We start from the raw sequence: 17,335 nt of genomic DNA on the forward strand, positions 1-17,335 counted from the left end.
GGTTAAAACACTCCGGTCGCAAACGGGTTCTTGGTCGGGATGAAGGGGAAGCCGCCGTAGTTGTCGAGGTTGGAAAAGCGCGCGGCGCAGGTGGCCGTGCTGTGGTCGCAACCGGCCGTCAGCGTGATGCCGTCGCCGGGCGCCAGCGGTGCCGGATACAGCAGTTCCACGCCCGCGGTCGATTCGCTCACGATCATGTGGCGCACGCCGCTGGCCGTCTCCAGCCAGCCGCCGGAGAGCATGCCGGCCACCGCCGCGGGGACACCGCCGGCGAGATCGACGGTGCGGCCTGCGCTGTTGCTCACCACGGCGCTGGCCACGATCGGCGTCGCCCCGCACGCGGCCGAGTACAGCACGTGCGCGCAGGCGCGGCTGTACAGGCGCCGCAAGCCGATGCGCTTCAGGCTCACCTGCGCCGACTCGCCGCGGATGCGCGCAGAGTCGTCGGCCACCTCCACCCCGAGCACGCGGCCCATCCAGCGCGTCAGGAATGTCCAGCCACCATAGGCATCCGGCTGTGCGGTCCGCAGCCGGAGCATGGAGGTCTCGCCGGTCACGGCGGCGGCCAGCAGCTGGCGCACCAGCTCGCAGTCCGGCGGCACGTCCAGCTCCAGCGCCGCCTTGGCCGCCTCGGCCCCGAGCGCCAGCGCATTGCGCCGGATCGGCAGCGGCAGGTAGCGCGGGCCGTCCAGCTGCACCACCGTCTCGTGCGGCGTCAGGTGCAACACGCGCGTGCCGAGGGTGACGTCGTACAGGTCGATCTCCATCAGTATTCCTCGCGGGGGGGCCGCTGCTGGCCGCGCGGCTCGGGCAGCTGGCGCAGGGTCAGGGGGATCTCGACCAGCGCGGGGGTGTGCCAGTACAGATCGACGGCGTCGTGGTCGAGCCGGCAGCGCGCCAGGCGCACCACGCGGCTGCCGGCAGGCACCGCGGCATCGAGGCCCGAGCGCAATACCAGCACGCCGCCCTGGTCGCGGTGGCAGGTCGCGGTCAGCACATGCTGCCGGCTGCCGTCCGGGTGCAGGATCAGCGCGCCCGCCGGGCGGTGCCAGAACGCAGAAATGTCCTCGCCCGTCACCCGCAGGAAGCCGTCGCCGGGATCGGCCTCCGCCGTCACCCGCAGCACCGGCGCCAGCCCATCGGGCAGCCAGCAGGCACCGAGCCGCCCCTGGGCGCGGTACAGCCGCGCCCGCCAGCGCTCGATGTTCTGCGGGCCTGTGGCCAAATAGCGGCGCTGGAAGGTCGTCGTCGGCCACGGGTCGTCACGCCGCACCCAGGGGTCGGCGGGTGAGAGGTCCTGCCGGGTGACCATGCCCTGCGCCGTGACGGAAGGGTCGTCGCGCCAGTTGCCTTCGGGCCACACCGGCAGTCCGTCGAGCAGCGGGTCGCCCGGCAGGTCCATGTCCGGCAGGGGCGCGGGCGTGAGGGAGGCGGTCACGCGGCCGCCGGCCACGCCGGGCACCCATTGCGCCAGATCGGCCGCCTCGCTGGCCATGCCCCACACCAGCGGCATGACGGCCGCGCCTACCGGCACCGCGCGTGCCAGCGGGGCGGCGAGCCAGAGCGTGCCAGCCTCGACCGAGTCGAGCGGAGCCAGCTGCCAGCCGTCAGGCGCGAGCACGAGCGCCCGCCATGCATCGTCTCCCCAATCCTCCACGCCGGCATAGGTCAGGTGCAGATCGGCCGCCGGGCGCTCCCAGGCGACGATGGAGACGGATGCGACTGCGAGTGCATCATCGCCCTGCGCTGCAGGGCGGCTGAGCGTCAGCGCCCGATGCGGCAGCGGCCACAGCGCCATGTGCCCGAGGTGGTCGGCGAGCCAGTCGGCGACCAGCGCATCGCTGGCGCGTCCGTGGCCGACGTGGTAGGTCAGCAGTCGCCGCGGCACCAGGCGCAGCGCCTGCCGCGCCTCGTTGCCGCTGGCCAGCCGGGTGACGGCCGTCTGCCACTCCAGCCGTTCCACCAGGGGTTCGGCCCAGTCGTGGCGGAAGGCGAAGACCCCGCGCGGAGCCTGCGGCCACGGCGCTTCGCCGAAGGCCTCCAGCGCACCGGCGACCATCGCCGCGGCGGCGGTGTCGCGGCGCAGCACCTCGATCACGGCCCGGGCCAGCCCCACCCCGGGCGCCGGCCGGGCGAGCGTCTCCGGCGCCAGATGGGTCACGCCGCTCCCGGAATCCGGCCGCGCCAGCGCCTCGGCGCGCAGCAGGGCCAGCGCCGCGCCCGGCTGCGGGCCGGCGGCGGTCTCGGTCAGTCCGGTGGCGAGACGCCGATCCGTCATACCGACTCCACGCCGAACTCGGCCGCGTTGAAGGCGGCTTCGGTCCAGGGGACATCGCCGTTCGGATCGCGTTCGAACAGCGCCGTGTGCCAGGCCAGCTGCTCTTGCAGGACGACATCGGTGCTCACGGCGGTCTGCCCAGCGCTGTCCACCAGCCCCTTGACCGCCCCCGCGCCGGCATCGGTCTTGCGCGCCAGCATCGTCACCTGCACGCCGTGGAGGGCGGGCGTGGCCATCACCGGCAGCGCTTCGACGTCGAAGGTCTGGCGCAGGCCGGCGGTGTTCGCGCGGATGCCGCTGGCCTCATCGCCGTCGCTGACCGCCTGCCAGGCGCTGGCCGCCCCTTCGACGGTCCACTGGTTCAGTACCCCATCGGCCTGCGCCTCGAGCCGCATCGACCCGCACATCGCCCAGGAAGGTGGTGTTGAGCGTGCCAGAGGTGTCGGCCAGGTACAGGTCGTCCACATCGACCGTGATCGGACAGGGTTGCCCCGGCACGGCACCCACGAAGGCGGTGAGCAGCTGGCCGCCGCCTTGCAGCGTGTTCTGCGCGGTGAGCTGGATGGCAAGTATCCCGTTGAGGTGCACCGACAGCACGCCGTCGCTGGTGCCCTGCACGACCTGCAGCTCGACGTAGTGCCAGCCGCGCGCGGGGGCGGTCGCGACCGAGGTCGCGATCCACTGGTCATAGCCGGATTGCCGACGGTAGAGCTTCAGCCGCCCGTCCTCGCCGATTTTGACGAGGTGGGCGACCTGCGCGGAGGCGTCGCGCACGCCGAGCAGCACCGGCTCCTCACCGGTGTTCTCGAACGGCGCCACGCGCAGCGCCGCACCCACGATGAGGCTGGTGCGCCCGGTCTCCAGGTTCTTCACATACCCGCCGCCGCCACCGGCCGGCAGGCGCAAGGCATAGGACGAGGGTCGCCGGCCTGGGATGCGCGTGGCCTGCGGCGACAGATACGCCGCCTTGCCGCGCGCCAGCTCACGGCTGGCCGAAGGGGTCCAGCGTCTGCGGGTCGTAGTGGTCGAAACCGTCGATGAAGAGCAAGGCCATGGCTTATCCCTGGAGGGCGGCGCGCACCGCGCGTGCGTTGCGCCCGATGATGTTGAGGATCACCCGCTCGCCGGCGGGCGTTTGCAGGTGGTCGTGGGTGACGCCCGGGTCGATGGCGTTGACGATGCGCACGGCGGTGTTGACCTGCGGTGCGGCCGGCGGCGGCTGCACGGATGGCACCAGTCCACCGGCAGCGAAGGCCAAACGCTGGCCGTCCCAGGCGGGCGGAGCCTGCATGCCATTGATGGCGTCCAGAAACGCCACGCCCACGCGCTGCACGGCCGCGGCCCGCACCACGTACTCGCCGGCCGACAGCCGCGCGGGGATGGAATCGGAGGTGCCGGTCCCCGGGCCGGTGACATAGCCGCCGGCGGCGAACTTCTTGATGTTGCCCAGCAGCGCCATGACGGCCGCGACCATCGCCGCCATCGCGGCAATCGCCAGCCCCGGGCCCACGACCGGAATCGACGCCTGCGAGGCGGCCGCCCCGGCGCCGGCTTCGGCGGCGCTGGCGCTGACCTTGGCCGCCGTCTCGGCCTGCTTGGTGGCCACCGACTGCGCGGCCGCGGCGGTCTCGGCGGCCTGCTCCTGCTGGAGCAAGCCAAGCTTGACCGCCAGCATCCGCGCCTGCCCCGCCACCCACGCCTGGAACGGCTTGATGACCATCTCCTGCAAGAACGCATCGGAAATGGCGCGGAAGATGTTGGAGAGCGCCTCGCGCATGCTTTGCGCGCCGCTGACGATCCCCTGCACCGCCTGCCCGAACGCCTCGCCGATGCGGTTCCACACCGGCGCGAGTTCATCGGTGACCAGCCGCGTGCGTTCCAGCTCGTTGCGGAAGGCCGCCACGCGGATCACCGCCTCCGGGCCGATCGCCTGCGCGGCCTGCTGCATCGCGGGCAGCAGGCGCTGCATCTCGGCCGCCGATTGCTGCTGCAGGGCCACGATCTGCTTCCGGGCCTGGGCTTCGGTGAGCAAGCCGGCCTGGGTCTGGATCTGGATCGCCTCCTGGGCGTTGCGCAGCCGCTCCGTGACCTGCCGCCACTGGGCTTCGATCGCCTCGAGGTTGGCCTGTGCGGCCTTGACGTCGATGAGCCGGTCGATCAGCGCCACGCCCGCGGCGTCGTTCTCGGCCGCCAGGCGTGCGCGAAGATCCCGGTAGCTGCGCTCGATCGCGGCGCGCAGGTCTTCCGCCGTGTCGGTGCCGGTGAGCTGGGCGAGTTCCTCGCGTGCCTGTGCCAGCGCATCGGCCAATTCGCGCTCGGCCTGGGCGGCGGCTCTAGCGTTGGCCTGCTCGATGTCGGCGCGCTTGTTGTTGAGGACGATCAGCTCGGCCTCGATCCGCGCGACCTCGCCGCGTGCGCGCAGGCGCTCGTTCTCGTTGCCGGCGCCTGCGGCGACCTGCCGGCTGCGGGCGAGTTCCTGCTGCTTGCGGGCGATCTCGGCATCGACTTCCTGCTGCTCCAGCGCCGTCTTGCGCGCATAGTAGTCGCGCAGCGAGATCAGGCGGTCTTGCAGCGCCGCGTCGAGCGCGCGTTGCTGGCGCTGCAATGCGTCTTTGAGCAGCGTCAGTTCGGCATCGAACTGCTCGCGCGCGGCCATAGGCGAGGCACCATCGGCCGCGCTTTTCCTGGCAAACGCCTTCCGGACCAGCGCTTCGGCGTCCTTGAACTTCGGAGAGTCGAGCGCGACCCCGGCGCGCTGCGCCTGCTCGCGCAGGTCCTTGAGCGCGGCGGCCAGCGGGTCGATCTTGGCGCGGTACTGCTCGAGGAATGCGTCGAATTGCTTGCCCATCACCTCCCGGCCCAGCGCCGTCATACCCCCAGATTCCCCACTGGCGGGTAGTCTGGCCAGCGCCTGGATGTTGGCCTCGCGGTCGCGCTGCAGGCCCGCGATCTCCGCGCGTAGCGCCTTGATCTTGTCGATCTGGCGCTGATACGCCGCCACGGCGGCCAGCCCGTCCCGCTCTTGCGCGTAGAGGATTCTCTGTCGTGCGCTCTCGGCGTCGCGTTGGGCGGCGATCAGCGCCTGGGTCTTGGCGGCGATCTCCGCGCCAGCGGCCGCGATCCCCTCGCGCAGCGCGCCTGCATCGCCACTGCCGAAGCGCTGCTCGCGCGCCAGGCGGTCGCGCGCCGCATTGGCCTGCTCGATGGCATCGCGGGCCTTGTCGGCGGCCGCCTTGGCCTTGTCGCCAGCCTCGGCCGCCTTGTCGCCCCAGATTACCCAGGCGGTGGCGCCGGCGGTCAGCAGCGTCAGGATCAACCCGATAGGGCCGCCGATCGCCGCCATCGCCGCCGAGAGCGCGCGGGCGGTCACGGTTCCGGCCGCCTGCGCCGCGTTCAAGGCATTCTGCGCGGCCGCCAGCTTCTGCTGGGCCGGCACCAACTGCGTCTGCACGACCGTCAGACGCGCCATGCCGCTGGATGAGGCCACCGCCGCCTGCGCCGCGGCCAGCATGGCCTGCGCCTTGGCGACTTCATTCGCGGCCACCGCCTGTGCCGCAATCGCCGCCTGCCGGTCTGCGGCAATTTTGGCCAGCTGCTTCTGCACATACGCCACGGCCTCCTGCCCGCCGCGAAACGTCGCCACGGTCAGTGCACCCACCGCCGCAACGGCGACACCCCCGATCACGTCCTTCATGTGGCGGGCCAGCGCCGTAAACGCGCTGGACACAGCCGACGTCGCGCCCACCGACTGGTTGATCCTGTCGATCGTCCGCCCGAACTCATCGCGCACCTGCGAGAGCGCCTGGCCGATGGTCACAGGCATCGTGGCAGCCTCTGCCTTGAGCCTGCCGGACTGAGACTCCAGAGCGCGCACGACCACATCCGTGGTCAGCAAGCCAGCTTCGGCGAGTTCACGCATCCGGCCCACCGGCAGGCCTAGACCGTCGGCCAGCGCTTGCGCCAGGCGCCCGCCGTTCTCCATGATGGAGTTGAACTCATCGCCGCGCAGCACGCCGGAGCCCAAGGCCTGCGACAGCTGCGTGATGACCGCGGCGGACTCCCCGGCCGACGCCCCGGACACCTTGAGCGCCAGCGCCGTGGCTTCCGTGGTCCTGGCCACCTGCGCCTGGGTGATGCCCAGGCCGCCGGCGGCCTGCGCCAGACGGGTATAGAGCGTCGATACCGCCTCATAGCCTGCGCCCGTCTGGGCCGCCACGCGATAGGCCAGCGCCTGCGCGGCGGCAAACTCCTGCACGGAACTGGTCGCAAGTCTGAGCCGCGCATTGGCCTGTTGCACTTGGTCGGCCAGCGCCGCCAGGCCGGCAATGCCGGCCCTGAGCTGCAGTGCACCCTGGAATGCCACGAACGCATTACGCGCCACCTCCAGCTGGCGCGAGATCGACTCCAGACCGGCGCGCGTCTTGCCGAGCACCCCTGGGTGCTATCCTTGGCCGTGATCCGCAGCGCGACTTTGAGGTCTCTGGTCATGGCGGACGTCCTGGCGCTCTTCGTGCGGTACTTCTTTTATCTCGGCCTGGCGTTCACTGCCGTGCTGGCAGTGTTCCTCATGCCGCGGTGGTGGCTGGTGCTGATGGCGGCCTTTCTGGTGCTGTGCGTGGTGCTGGGCGTGGCCGAAGGGCTTGGTGCGCGATGGGCCAAGCGCGTTCGCACCGTGCTGTTCTGGCCGAACTCGCGCTGAAGGCGCTCACTCGCCACGGCACATCTCCTTCACCCACGCCTTCCACCCCTTCTCGTCGGCCTGCGCCGCGCGGGCGGCCACCGCCGACTGCATCAGCCGTTCGCGCTCCAGCCGGGCCGCCGCGTCGAGAAAGTCCCGCGCCTGCGGCCACGGCATGGCCATTACGTCGCGGTAGCCGAAGCCTGCTCCGACGAGCCGGGCGATCCATACGTGCCACCAGAGGCGATCAGCGCCAGGCGATCGGCGGCCTGATGGAGCGCCGGCAGCACGCGGTGCGCGAAAAATCCGCGTTCACCTCCAGCACCTTCGCCGCGAGTTCCACCAGCACATCGGTCTGCTGCGCCTCCAGCCAGGCACGATCGACGCCCGCGCCGATGGCGGTGGCCTCGATCACCGCATCGGCATGGCGCAGCAGCGCGCCAGCGATATCGCCGCTGGCAAGCTCGCGCGCGATCGGCTCGATGGCCGCCAGGAACGCGGGCAGGTCACGGACGGTGACGGGGGCGATGTCAGTCATGCAATGTGCTCTCCGTGTCGTAGATGTGTGGTAGCTGGCTGCGCCGGCACTCGGCCTCGAAGCTGGCGCGGCAATGGTCACGCTCGATCGGCCGGAAGATCATGTCGATCAGCGGGCGCAGGATGCGGCCGGCGAGCTTCCTTTGGCGCTCCATCCGCCAGGCAGCCGCGCTGACTGTTTCGTCCGGCAGACCATCGCCCAGCGTGAGCGCCACCCACAGCAGCTGATCCATCGCGATGAGCAGGTGCTGGACGCGCGTTGCAAAGGGTGTGCTCATAGCGTCCCCGCAAGCCTGAAGATGTCATCCGCCTGCGCCGGCGTCAGCCCGAGCGCTGGCAGCATAGCCTCCACCATGGGGTGCGCGCGCTCGATGGTCAGTGCGAACTCCCACCAGTCCTGCACGTCGCGGCCTGCCGCGGCGACCGCCGCCTCCACCGCATCCCGCAGCCCAGCACGGTTCAGCGCCTGCCGGATCTGGCGCGGCGTGACGGCATCCGGCACCGGGACGGGCGCTGGCGGCGGCGGGTAGGCGAGCATGGTCCATTCCACGCCGGTCCAATTGGGGCGCTGTCCGTCCGGCCACGGGGCCGGTGGTGGGGCGATGGGCGTCTGGCGGCCCGCGATCGGCTGGTCGGACAGGAATCCATAATCATCGTAGCTGTACACAGCCATCACGCCACCCGCATGTAATACGTGGTGCCTGGCGCTGCAGACAGCGCCGGCAGATACCTGTAGCCCGGCCGCGAGCGCGGCAGTCCAATCAGCGATGTGCCTGACGGCAGCCAGACCATCGCCTCCTCCACGAGAGGCTGGTAGGCGACGGTGCCGCCCACCGACATCGGCAGTGACCATGTGATACCGCTGTCGCTGCTGGCGGTGTACGCCATGCTGACGCCAGCCACCCAGCGCCCGTCCGCATAGGTCAGCAGGGTCATGTACCCCAGCGTATGACTGCGCGCCGTCCAGGTGATGCCGTCGGGGCTGACACACGCCACGTTTTGCCCCACCGCCATCAGCTCGCTCCCCGACCAGGCGATGGCCTGCAGCGTCTGCGTCGTGCCGCTGCTACGCGCCGTCCAGGTGATGCCATCGGGGCTGGTGATGAGCGTTCCTGCGCTGCCCACGGCCACGAACAGCCCCAGGCCCGCCACCCACACCACGCTGTTGAGCGTCTGCGTCGTGCCGCTGCTGCGCGCCGTCCAGGTGATGCCATCGGGGCTGGTGATGAGCGTTCCTGCGCTGCCCACGGCCACGAACAGCCCACGCGCCGACGACCACGTCACGCTGTAGAGCGTCTGTGTCGTGCCGCTGCTGCGCGCCGTCCAGGTGATGCCGTCGGCGCTGGTGACGAGCGTTCCATTGTTGCCCACCGCCACCAGCAGCGCACCCGACCATGCCGTGGCGTAGAGGTTATAGCTGGTCCCCGATGTGCGGGTCGTCCAGGTCACGACGTCCGCGCTGGTGCGCACGACGCCGGCACCCCCGGTCGCCACATATAGCGCCCCTGCCTTGATCACGGAATAAATCGACGCGCCCACGCTGCGGGTAGTGAACACCGCGCCAAGGGGCGGATCGTTCACCCCGGTCAGCGCCGGATACTGCGCAAGGTCCAGATACTGGCCGGCCATCGGCGCATACCCCGATGGCTGTGGACCAGGATGGGCGATCACGCCGCCCACGGGCACGCCGACTCCGGTGGCGCCGCCTGCGCTGCCGGGGCCGTACAGGCTGCCTGCCAGATCGTAGAGGGCCATGGGTCACCTCGATACCGTCAGGGTCACCGCATAGCCGGTGTCGGTGGGGTACTGCCGCACCCAGACATACCCAGGCCCCAGCAGCCCACGGCCGACCAGCTGCGCGGCGGGCAGCACGAACCCGCGCACGGACGGCGGCGTCGGCGCATCGGTGGTGGCCCACTCGAGCCGCATACGATCCGCCGCCCTGCGCCAGGAACCCCGCATCGGTATCCGCCGCCACCTGCACCCAGCCGCTATCCGGCAGCGGGACGTTGAGCGTCGCCATCGCTTATCCCTGCATGATCAACCGGCCAAACTGGCCGAGCGGGCCTGCGGCATCCTTGCTCACATCCGCCAGCACCCGGCCGGAGAGCTCGAAGCGCTGAAGTTCATCCGAGATCAGCGACAGGTCCTTGGTCGGGTTGAGCGCCACGCGGTAGAGATCGAGGACGACAGGCTTGTTGCCGTCCGCCGTGTTGATGCCGTCGAAGCGCAGCTCACACCTCCGGCTGCGGCGACTTGAACATCGCCGTGCGCTTGGCCGCACCAAAGCTGTAATCGACCTTGAACGGCTGGGTGAAGCCGGTGACGTTGAGGAACTCGATCGCGCCCTGCGCGGCATGCACCTTGTAGTCGGTGCCGGCCGCGAGGGTCGCCGGCGTACTCGCCGAATCCGTGACCAGTACCGCCGACACGAACTGATTGGCCAGCAGCCGCACCTCGCCCGCCACGATGCCGGTCGGCAGCGTCTCGTCGGTCACCGTGCCGGCGGTCACGCTGGAGGTCTGGCCGAAGAGCGAGAGCTCCAGGTTCTCGGTGGAAATCTCCTCGAGCGTGCAGGAAAACTCCCCGTCCTTGCTCTTGATCAGCTGCAAGTCGGTGAGCCGCTGGCCGGAGTGGGACTCCTTGTGCTCGATGGTCTCCACGTTGAGCGAGACCTTCAGATCCGGCACGTTGCCCACCCAGCGCAAGGCGAGCGGGTTGCCGTTGGTATCGCGGGCGGCGAGATAGACGCGCCCCTGTCCGGAAAAGTAGCTCATGACTTACTCCTTGCGGTTGATGATGTGGATGGCCTCGAATGCCAGCGGGTAGAGCAGCACGCCGGTGGCGTAGTCCGGCTTCGGTGGAGCGGCTGCCATCAGCGGCTTGTGGCCTGGCGGCTGCCAGCGGTACAGGCGCGCCATGACCTCGGTCGCCAGATCGGAGGCCGCATCGCGCGCGGCCGAGCCGCCCCTGGCGTCGCCCACATGGCGCACGGCCACGATGACCAGCCAGCGGCTGGCCACGGCGATGGCGCCGGGCGATTTGTCGTCCTCGACGCGGTAGCCGTCGGCACCGACGAACAGGGCCGGGAAGCGCCGCCCTGCCACGGCCTCCATGGACAGCTCGGCGACCGATGACACGCCGCCCGGCACGTCCGGGATGGCGGCCAGGCGGTCGCGGATCAGGCGCTCGATGGCCAGCATCACCAGCCCTCCATGCCGTCGCGTCCGAACACCGGCGCCGGCCCGCTCTTGGCGGCGGCGAGCGACAGCGCCGGCTGGCTCGCGGGCGGAAGAACGGCCGGCAGGCCCAGACTCACGATGCCCTTGGCGATCGCCTCCAGCAGCTTGCGCGCATCCTCGTAGCGGCGGCGCACCTCGTCGGAGGCGACGTCCTCCCACAGCCGGTAGCGCGCGATGTCGCAGGCAATGCGCGCGAGCGCTGCCGGCACGGTCGGCAGCGGCAGCTTGTAGCGGCTGGCGATATAGCCGTCGATCTCGGCCTGCGCGTCGTCGAGCGCACGCTGGGCCACGGCGGCATCGACCACGCCCGAGCCGGTGCGGTCGGTGCGCTGGGCGATCTCATCCTCACCGTAGCGGGTGATGAGGTCGGCGAGCGTGGCGTAGGCCATGCCTTAATCCTTGACCTCGGCCACGGCCAGCATCGGATCTGCGCGCAGCGCCTCGGCCTGCCAGGGCTCGGCCTCGATGAGCTTCGGCTCGCGGCCGAAGGGGCCGAGATTGGCGCGGTAGCGCGGCATATCGCCCAGCGCCGCCACGGTGCGCACCATCAGGCGCACGGTGGAGGCGGCGGGCTGGGCGGCGGTTTTATCGGCGCGGGCCATGCGTCACCCCTTAGCTCAGCCACGGCGAGACGATGACCTCGACCGCGCGGTAATTCGGGTTGCTCTCGCCGCCGGTGATCTGCTGCGCCTCGATGAGCGAGAGCGCCTGCGCGCGCAGGGTGGACGGCACCACTAGATGCGTGGGCTTGACGCCCATCGGCCGGCCGCCGTCGGCCTTGATGCCCATCATCGCGGCCATCGCGGCGTTGAAGTTGGCGGCATCGAGCGCGGCCTTGCTCTTGTAGGCCAGCTGCCAGAAGCCAAAGCCGGCGTTGCAGCGATAGCGGATGCCGTAGCGGTACTCGTCGCGCATGAACACGCCCTCGTCCTGGGAGCTGGTCATGGCCTCGAGCTCCGGCGTGGTGCGCTCCTGGAAGATCAGCGGCTTCAGCGCCCGGCTGGCGTCGAGCAGATACCAGGCAGGATCGGTGCCGGCTTGCAGGTTGGCAACCAGCGCCGCCGTGCCGGTGCCGTCCACGTTCGGATAGACCGGGTGGTCGGTGTCGAAGAAGTTCTGGCCATCGAAGCACAGCGTCGTCTCGCCGGCGGCCAGCAGGGCGAAGACCAGTTCATCGGCGTGCGCCTTCGCCGCGCGCCCCATCTCGGCGAACAGTGGCGTATAGACGCCGACGTTGTCATCCTCGATGTCGGTGCGCTTGACCGCGACGGTGCCCTCGTAGAGCTTGTTCTGCACCTGGTAGGCGCTGGAGGCCATGTCCTTGGCCACCCGGTCGCCCACCCATTCGCGCAGCTTCGGGAACTGGTTGAGCCAGCCGTAGGTGTTCGAGGTGTTTGAAGACGGAACGCGGGTTGCGATCTTCTCCCAATCGGTGGGGGTCGCGGCCAGCGCGTCCTGGAAGGCTTTCGAGAAGCCGGTGCGCAGACTGGTGATCAGCGCGGGGGTGATGATGGCCATGCCTGTTTACTCCTTTGCGGTGGATTCGAGATGGGCGCAGCCTGCGCCGGTGATGCGGTAGCGGTCGCCGTCGCGGCGCACGAGCCCCTGCTCGGCCAGGGTGGCGAGCAGGAAGTCCACATGCGCGGCCAGATCGGCCAGCGCGCGGCGCGGGATGAAGCCGCCCACCTCCTGCTGGCTGGCGGCCATGCGCTCGACGTAGAGCCGCTCTAGAATCAGGCGGCGGCCTGCGTCGTTGTCGCGCAGAATTTCACGCACGGGCGATCTCCTGCTTGTGCGCGGCGAACTCGGCCTCGCTCATGCCGAGCAGCTGGCAGGCGATGCGATCCTCCTCGGTGAGCCCGGCATCCGTGCTCGCAGCCGAGGCGACGGAATGCGCATCCTTGTCGGCGGCGACGATCACCGGCGCGGCCTTGGCCCAGGCGGCGAAGCCCTGCGGGTCGCGGCTGGCGTAGGCGATGGCCCAGTCTTTCAGTGCCGGGGCGAGCTTGCCCGCGCTCATGGCGGCGCTCACTGCGGCCTCGGCCTTCTCCGCGGCGACATCCATCTGGAGCTTCGAAAGCTCCTCGGCCACCCTTTGTGCTGGCTCATGGGCACCCACTGCGCCGGGTCCGGCGCGGCCGGCTGCGCGGACTGCGCCGCCTGCGCGGCGGCCTCGGCGGCAGTGAGGCGGTCGATCAGCTTCTGCAGCTCGGCGGCCACCTCGTCGGCGGTCGCCGTGACCGGCAGGTTGAGCATGTAGATCAGGCGTTCCAGCAGTTCATCCACGGCATGAGCCTCCAGTTGGCGCGCGGCGGCCGCGCGCAGGTGCAGGTTGGGGGTATGGGTCAGGCCGGCGCCGACCAGCTCGACGATGGCGCCGTCCTGGCGATGCATGAACACCGGCGAGAGGTAGCGGTACTCGCGCGCGGCCAGCAGGGCGGCCGCCTGCGGCGTCCAGGTGACGCGCGCCCACAGGCCGTCCTCGCGCATGTCCAGCGCCGTGATCCAGCCCGCGGCCGGCACCGGGCCGGCCTTGTCGGTGGCCGTCAGGCTCTGGTGCTCGTAGTCGATCGGCAGGTCGGCGCCGTGGCGGGCGAAGGCCTCCAGCACGGCGGCGGCGTCGAGGGTGTAGGGGCCGCGGCCGTCGCGCCCGGAAAACACCCCCGCCGGGATGAGATGCACCCACTCCGGCGGGGATACCGCCCCACCCTGGGGATCAGGGTCTGCATGCAGCGACATGGCCAGCACGTCCCGCGCCAGCAGACGGGCAGGGGATCGGGGACGGACGTGGGACGGCGTGGCCATGCGCCCAGAATCCGGTGCCGCCGCGACCTGCAACAGGCCGACCCGGGTCGGCCCGCAAAGACAAAGGCCGCAGGCGCGGCCTTTGAAGGGGCGCCAACGGGGGGTTGCGGTCAGGCCACGTGCGCCATGGGCAACGGCCGGCCATGGCGCCACCCCGTGACCGCGTTTGAAGTGCGTTTAAACGGGCGCTGGCGCGTTTTAGTCGATCCGGGTGGTACGTTGGTAGCGGCGGCGCATGAAATGCGCGCACAGCGCGTTCTACGCGGTTGGCGGTCAGGCGTCGGCCAGGAATGCCCGGACGGCCTCCAGCACCAGCGCGCGCGCCTGCTCGTCCATCCGGCCAGCCTCGGTGATAGGCAGATAGCGCCGCGCCGGGTTTGCGTCTCAGCCGCCGGAAAGGTGCTCGCCGATGATCTCCAGGATGGCGCGCTTGTCATCCTCGCCCAGGGTGCGCGCCTCGGGGTCGGCCATGAGCAGGCCACGCCTTGGCATCTTCTTCGTACCGTACTCGTGGAAGACGGCATAGCGCAGGCCGAAGCCTACCTCGGCGACGTCGCGCCCGGCGCGGCTCGTTGCGCTGTCCAGCAGGTCGCCGGTCTGGTAGAGGATGCCGCCGCGCCCTTTTTTCCTGGCCAGCGTCACGGGCGACAGGGGCTGCCACGGGCGGCCCGCCGGGTCGCGCTCGGTCTCGAAGCGGTTGAGCGCCCGTGCCTCGAGCTCCATGGCGATCTCCCGCATCGCGGGCGTCAGGTCGGAGACGCGCTGCTGGAGGCGCTCGAGCGCCTGGCGCACCTCGCGGTCGTCGATGTCGATCCTGATCATGGCGCCTCCATCATGCCAGCCAGACGGCGCGCTTTGACGCGCGGGCGGGTAGGCTATACTGAGCCGTGGTGGTGGTGCGTTGCGCCCTGACAGGTAACGGGACCGCGCCAGCGGAGAATGTGTGGGTTCGAGTCCCACCGCGCATCACCAGCCCCCCACAACACGCGCAGCTCCCCGGCCTTCAGGCGCCGGTTGAGCACATCCACCGATTGCAGGTAGGCCGACTTGGCCGCATTGGTCACGCGCTTGGGGCGGCCTGTCACGAAATCCACCTCCACCGCTAACTGCGGCGTGCGTGCATCCGCGCCGGGCAGCAGCCACAATGGCTTGCCGCTCTTGAGATCGAGCACGAGCGCCACGGCCTGCCGCCACAGGCTGGGCAGTTCGCGCCATTGCGCATCGGCGAGCGCGTTGCCGTCGTCGCGATGACGGCCGGCCTTCGGTCCGTAGAGCAGGCCGGGGCGCACCATGACCTCGGCGCTTTGCGGTGCGATTCCGGCGGCCGCCAGATGCGCCAGATCGCGCGCGGAGATCACCCCGAGCCACCCCAGACGGTTGCGCTCCGTGCCGGCCAGCGCCGCATCCACCCAGGCTTGCCAGTCGCGCTCGATGAGCGGCGCAAGGTCCTCGGCCATATGCGCCCCGATGGCGGCGGCGTAGCCTGCCACCTTATCGCGCGCGGCATCGATCAGTCCCCGCCAGCGCAGGCTGGCGTCGCCCACGTTGTAGCCGAAGCCTGGGTCGATGGCCCAGGGAACGCGCCGGACTTCGCCGGTGCGCGGGTTGGTCCATTGCACATCCGGCTCCTGCGGCGCGGACTTCTTCAGATCGTCGCGCGCCTCATACTCCTCGCGCCGCATCGGCACCGCCACGCAGCGGCAGCGCCAGCCGCAGGGCGGGTAGTGCGTCCGCCACCACGGATCGTCCACCGGCAGCGTCACGCCGTGCCACGGGCGGTGGGACTGGCGCACGCGCTCGTCGGCGCGCGTGACATAGCGCAGATATGGGTGGCTCGCCTTGGCCGCCTGGATGCGCTCCCAGCGCCCGGCGGCGTGCGCCATGCGGGTGTTGACGTCGTAGATGAGTTGCAGGCGGCGGGGATTGAAGCGCGTCTTGCGCGCCTCGCCTTCTGGCCCGACGACGGTCTTCTCACCCCACCATCCCGCCTGCTCGAGCAGCGCGCGCGCGTCGCGCATCCAGTCGCGGCGGGTCAGGTCGCCCGCCACCGAGCGGGCGAGCTGCTCATGGAGCGACTGCAACAGGTCGGCGCGCGCCAGGCGGCTCACCGTGAAGGCGCGCGCATGCTCGTCATGCCACAGCTCGTGCCAGTCGTAGGTGATGCGCACCGCGTCGCGCCCTTGCATGTAGCGCACCGCCTCCTCTGGCGGCAGCAGGAATGCGCGCGCGAACTCGTCCGGCGCAGCAGGCGCCATGATGGGCGCGTCAATCGGATCAGCGGCGATGCGCACGGGCATGCTTGCGCTCCCAGTCGTCGCGGCATTCGGCGCTGCACCATCTCAGGCTGGGCGCGAGCGGCTCGCCGCACCACAGGCATGCGCCGGTAGGCGCAGGGCCGGTGTGGCGACGCAGAGCGAGCAGGCTCGCCATCTCGCGTTCGATGCGCTCGGCGGCGATGTCGGCCTCGTCCATCACTCACTCTCCCGCGCGGCTTGCAGGCCATGCACACCGGCCAGCCGCGCCGCGAACTGCGCGCGCGTCAGCCGCTCGGCCAGTGCGTCGATATTCATCTCGGGCAGATGCTGCGCCAGGATGTCGATGAGCTCGGCGGCGCTTGCTCCGCGCGCAGCCGCCTCATCGAGCAGCGCTTGCAGGCTGTCGGCGGCCGGCGCAAGTTGCGCCTCCCAGTCCGCGAGCGCTTCGCCCGCCAGCTCGTCCAGCGCGTCCGGCGCGCCGTCGGCACTGTGTTTCGTCGCCTCGAATGCGGACACGGCCATTGGCGAGCCCGAAGTTGCGGCGCGGTTCGCCATTCGGTTCGCCAATGGTTCGCCAGTCGGGTTTAACCCGGTTTGACCGGATTGAGCCGGAACGAGCACCGCCTCGCCCGCCGCCGCCGCCGGGATGCCGAACTTCTCCCGCACCCACCACTGCGGCACCGGCAGCCCGGCCTGGGTGAGCTTGACGACCTGATCGGCCAGCGCCGCCATGTCCTCCGGCTCGTCCACGCGCAGGGTGAGGATGGGCAGCGGCGCGTCCTCGCCAACGTTAAGCCGCACGATGGGCGCGATCAGGTCGCGGGTGAGCGTGGCGGCCATGGCCCGCGCATCCGCCCGCAGGATGTCGGCGCGCACCTCGGCGTGCACCCTGGCCTGGGCCAGGCTCGATCCATCGTCGGTGGTCATGGTCTGGCCGAGCACGGCCTTGCTGACCTGACGGTCGAGGTAGTCGATCAGCGTGTGGTAGAGGTCGGCGCTGGCGGACTTGCTGCCGCTCTCGATGAGTTCCAGCGCCATCTCCTGCGGGATCACGGCGGCGGCATCACTGCCGAGGCTGAAGGCCGCCTGTTTGAGCACGGCCACGTCGTCGGGGCTGGCGCCCTGGTGGTATTTGCCCACCCGGATGGGCTGGCCGAACAGCTCGCAGAACCGGGCCCAATCGCGCATTGCATACGATTTGAACACCCAGGCCCACAGCGCGCTGCGCGCCACCCCGCCCAGCAGCGGAATGCCGGCGGAAAGCGGCGGGGCATGGACGATCATGCGGTAGGGCGGGATCCCGGCCCCTTCCGCGCTGCCATCCACCAGGCGCAACAGCCGCCCGGTATCGCGGTCGAAGGCGAACCAGTGCGCCTCGCGCGGCACGATCTCGCGCGGGTACCACACGCCGCCAGCGGTCTCCCCAGATGATCTCGGCCACGGCATAGCCCTTGGCCACCGCGTCCATGAGGTGCGCGATGATCCGGCTGTAGTCGCCATCTCGCAGCACATCCTGCACCAGATCTGCGGCGCGCTTGGC

The 17,335-nt window shown here is 70.5% G+C and carries 24 protein-coding genes and 1 tRNA gene; 2 read left to right on the forward strand and 23 right to left on the reverse strand.

Annotated features, from left to right (window positions below; all coding sequences use genetic code 11):
- Window positions 1-2: 2 nt before the first annotated feature.
- The 5 genes from LJB71_RS14200 to LJB71_RS14220 all read right to left on the reverse strand — a co-directional run bounded on the left by LJB71_RS14200 (window position 3) and on the right by LJB71_RS14220 (window position 6,710).
- Window positions 3-767, reverse strand: a complete 765-nt coding sequence (locus LJB71_RS14200; protein WP_259304479.1) for a phage BR0599 family protein — start codon at window positions 765-767, stop codon at window positions 3-5.
- The gene (locus LJB71_RS14205; protein WP_259304663.1) at window positions 767-2,278 is read right to left on the reverse strand and encodes a hypothetical protein; all 1,512 of its coding nucleotides are present in this window, start codon (window positions 2,276-2,278) and stop codon (window positions 767-769) included. Before LJB71_RS14205 ends, LJB71_RS14200 begins: the two co-directional genes overlap by 1 nt.
- Window positions 2,275-2,673 carry a hypothetical protein gene (locus LJB71_RS14210; protein WP_259304664.1) on the reverse strand — a complete coding sequence of 133 codons (399 nt, stop codon included), beginning with the start codon at window positions 2,671-2,673 and terminating at the stop codon, window positions 2,275-2,277. The genes LJB71_RS14205 and LJB71_RS14210 overlap by 4 nt, the downstream gene beginning before the upstream one ends.
- Window positions 2,582-3,184 (reverse strand): hypothetical protein, encoded by a 603-nt coding sequence (locus LJB71_RS14215; RefSeq protein ID WP_259304665.1) that lies wholly within the window; start codon window positions 3,182-3,184, stop codon window positions 2,582-2,584. Before LJB71_RS14215 ends, LJB71_RS14210 begins: the two co-directional genes overlap by 92 nt.
- 151 nt (window positions 3,185-3,335) lie before the next feature.
- On the reverse strand, window positions 3,336-6,710 hold the full coding sequence (locus LJB71_RS14220; RefSeq protein WP_259304666.1) for a tape measure protein: 3,375 nt from the start codon (window positions 6,708-6,710) through the stop codon (window positions 3,336-3,338).
- A gap of 15 nt (window positions 6,711-6,725) precedes the next feature.
- Between LJB71_RS14220 and LJB71_RS14225 the strand changes: the two genes are divergently transcribed.
- Window positions 6,726-6,977, forward strand: a complete 252-nt coding sequence (locus tag LJB71_RS14225) for a hypothetical protein (RefSeq protein ID WP_259304667.1) — start codon at window positions 6,726-6,728, stop codon at window positions 6,975-6,977.
- 6 nt (window positions 6,978-6,983) lie between these two features.
- On the opposite strand, the gene LJB71_RS14230 is transcribed toward LJB71_RS14225, so the two are convergent.
- The 16 genes from LJB71_RS14230 to LJB71_RS14305 form a co-directional block, all read right to left on the reverse strand.
- Window positions 6,984-7,133 (reverse strand): hypothetical protein, encoded by a 150-nt coding sequence (locus LJB71_RS14230; RefSeq protein WP_259304473.1) that lies wholly within the window; start codon window positions 7,131-7,133, stop codon window positions 6,984-6,986.
- Between the two features lie 70 nt (window positions 7,134-7,203).
- Window positions 7,204-7,494, reverse strand: a complete 291-nt coding sequence (locus LJB71_RS14235; RefSeq protein WP_259304668.1) for a hypothetical protein — start codon at window positions 7,492-7,494, stop codon at window positions 7,204-7,206.
- Window positions 7,487-7,771 (reverse strand): hypothetical protein, encoded by a 285-nt coding sequence (locus tag LJB71_RS14240; RefSeq protein ID WP_259304669.1) that lies wholly within the window; start codon window positions 7,769-7,771, stop codon window positions 7,487-7,489. The genes LJB71_RS14235 and LJB71_RS14240 overlap by 8 nt, the downstream gene beginning before the upstream one ends.
- Window positions 7,768-8,166, reverse strand: coding sequence for a hypothetical protein (locus LJB71_RS14245; protein WP_259304470.1), 399 nt, complete (start codon window positions 8,164-8,166; stop codon window positions 7,768-7,770). The genes LJB71_RS14240 and LJB71_RS14245 overlap by 4 nt, the downstream gene beginning before the upstream one ends.
- On the reverse strand, window positions 8,166-9,248 hold the full coding sequence (locus LJB71_RS14250) for a hypothetical protein (RefSeq protein WP_259304670.1): 1,083 nt from the start codon (window positions 9,246-9,248) through the stop codon (window positions 8,166-8,168). The genes LJB71_RS14245 and LJB71_RS14250 overlap by 1 nt, the downstream gene beginning before the upstream one ends.
- Before the next feature lie 3 nt (window positions 9,249-9,251).
- Window positions 9,252-9,422: a hypothetical protein gene (locus tag LJB71_RS14255; protein ID WP_259304671.1), complete on the reverse strand. Its 171-nt coding sequence runs from the start codon at window positions 9,420-9,422 to the stop codon at window positions 9,252-9,254.
- A 97-nt stretch (window positions 9,423-9,519) separates the two neighbouring features.
- On the reverse strand, window positions 9,520-9,663 hold the full coding sequence (locus LJB71_RS14260) for a hypothetical protein (protein ID WP_259302603.1): 144 nt from the start codon (window positions 9,661-9,663) through the stop codon (window positions 9,520-9,522).
- Between the two features lie 64 nt (window positions 9,664-9,727).
- Window positions 9,728-10,270 carry a hypothetical protein gene (locus LJB71_RS14265; RefSeq protein ID WP_259304672.1) on the reverse strand — a complete coding sequence of 181 codons (543 nt, stop codon included), beginning with the start codon at window positions 10,268-10,270 and terminating at the stop codon, window positions 9,728-9,730.
- 3 nt (window positions 10,271-10,273) lie between these two features.
- On the reverse strand, window positions 10,274-10,696 hold the full coding sequence (locus LJB71_RS14270; protein WP_259304465.1) for a hypothetical protein: 423 nt from the start codon (window positions 10,694-10,696) through the stop codon (window positions 10,274-10,276).
- Window positions 10,696-11,124 (reverse strand): phage protein Gp36 family protein, encoded by a 429-nt coding sequence (locus LJB71_RS14275; RefSeq protein ID WP_259304464.1) that lies wholly within the window; start codon window positions 11,122-11,124, stop codon window positions 10,696-10,698. The genes LJB71_RS14270 and LJB71_RS14275 overlap by 1 nt, the downstream gene beginning before the upstream one ends.
- 3 nt (window positions 11,125-11,127) lie before the next feature.
- On the reverse strand, window positions 11,128-11,337 hold the full coding sequence (locus LJB71_RS14280) for a hypothetical protein (RefSeq protein WP_259304463.1): 210 nt from the start codon (window positions 11,335-11,337) through the stop codon (window positions 11,128-11,130).
- A gap of 10 nt (window positions 11,338-11,347) precedes the next feature.
- Complete coding sequence (locus LJB71_RS14285; protein WP_259304462.1) at window positions 11,348-12,253, reverse strand: Mu-like prophage major head subunit gpT family protein; 906 nt, start codon at window positions 12,251-12,253, stop codon at window positions 11,348-11,350.
- 6 nt (window positions 12,254-12,259) lie between these two features.
- Window positions 12,260-12,511, reverse strand: coding sequence for a hypothetical protein (locus LJB71_RS14290; RefSeq protein ID WP_259304461.1), 252 nt, complete (start codon window positions 12,509-12,511; stop codon window positions 12,260-12,262).
- On the reverse strand, window positions 12,504-12,800 hold the full coding sequence (locus LJB71_RS14295; protein WP_259304673.1) for a phage protease: 297 nt from the start codon (window positions 12,798-12,800) through the stop codon (window positions 12,504-12,506). Before LJB71_RS14295 ends, LJB71_RS14290 begins: the two co-directional genes overlap by 8 nt.
- Window positions 12,764-13,540, reverse strand: a complete 777-nt coding sequence (locus tag LJB71_RS14300; protein WP_259304674.1) for a phage protease — start codon at window positions 13,538-13,540, stop codon at window positions 12,764-12,766. The genes LJB71_RS14295 and LJB71_RS14300 overlap by 37 nt, the downstream gene beginning before the upstream one ends.
- Before the next feature lie 384 nt (window positions 13,541-13,924).
- Entirely contained in the window at window positions 13,925-14,362 is a 438-nt protein-coding gene (locus LJB71_RS14305; protein WP_259304675.1) for a phage virion morphogenesis protein, read from the reverse strand.
- Window positions 14,363-14,435: 73 nt separating this feature from the next.
- On the opposite strand from LJB71_RS14305, the gene LJB71_RS14310 reads away from it, so the two are divergent.
- Window positions 14,436-14,512, forward strand: a tRNA-OTHER gene (locus LJB71_RS14310).
- Window positions 14,513-15,814: 1,302 nt separating this feature from the next.
- Here the strand turns inward: LJB71_RS14310 and LJB71_RS14315 are convergent.
- Together LJB71_RS14315 and LJB71_RS14320 are read right to left on the reverse strand one after the other, a co-directional pair.
- Window positions 15,815-16,012 carry a hypothetical protein gene (locus LJB71_RS14315; RefSeq protein ID WP_259302612.1) on the reverse strand — a complete coding sequence of 66 codons (198 nt, stop codon included), beginning with the start codon at window positions 16,010-16,012 and terminating at the stop codon, window positions 15,815-15,817.
- The gene (locus tag LJB71_RS14320; RefSeq protein ID WP_310649426.1) at window positions 16,012-17,307 is read right to left on the reverse strand and encodes a DUF935 family protein; all 1,296 of its coding nucleotides are present in this window, start codon (window positions 17,305-17,307) and stop codon (window positions 16,012-16,014) included. Before LJB71_RS14320 ends, LJB71_RS14315 begins: the two co-directional genes overlap by 1 nt.
- Between the last annotated feature and the right edge of the window lie 28 nt (window positions 17,308-17,335).

Origin of the sequence: Thermomonas sp. S9 (assembly GCF_024704365.1) — a bacterium.
In the GTDB taxonomy this organism is placed as follows: Bacteria; Pseudomonadota; Gammaproteobacteria; order Xanthomonadales; family Xanthomonadaceae; genus Thermomonas.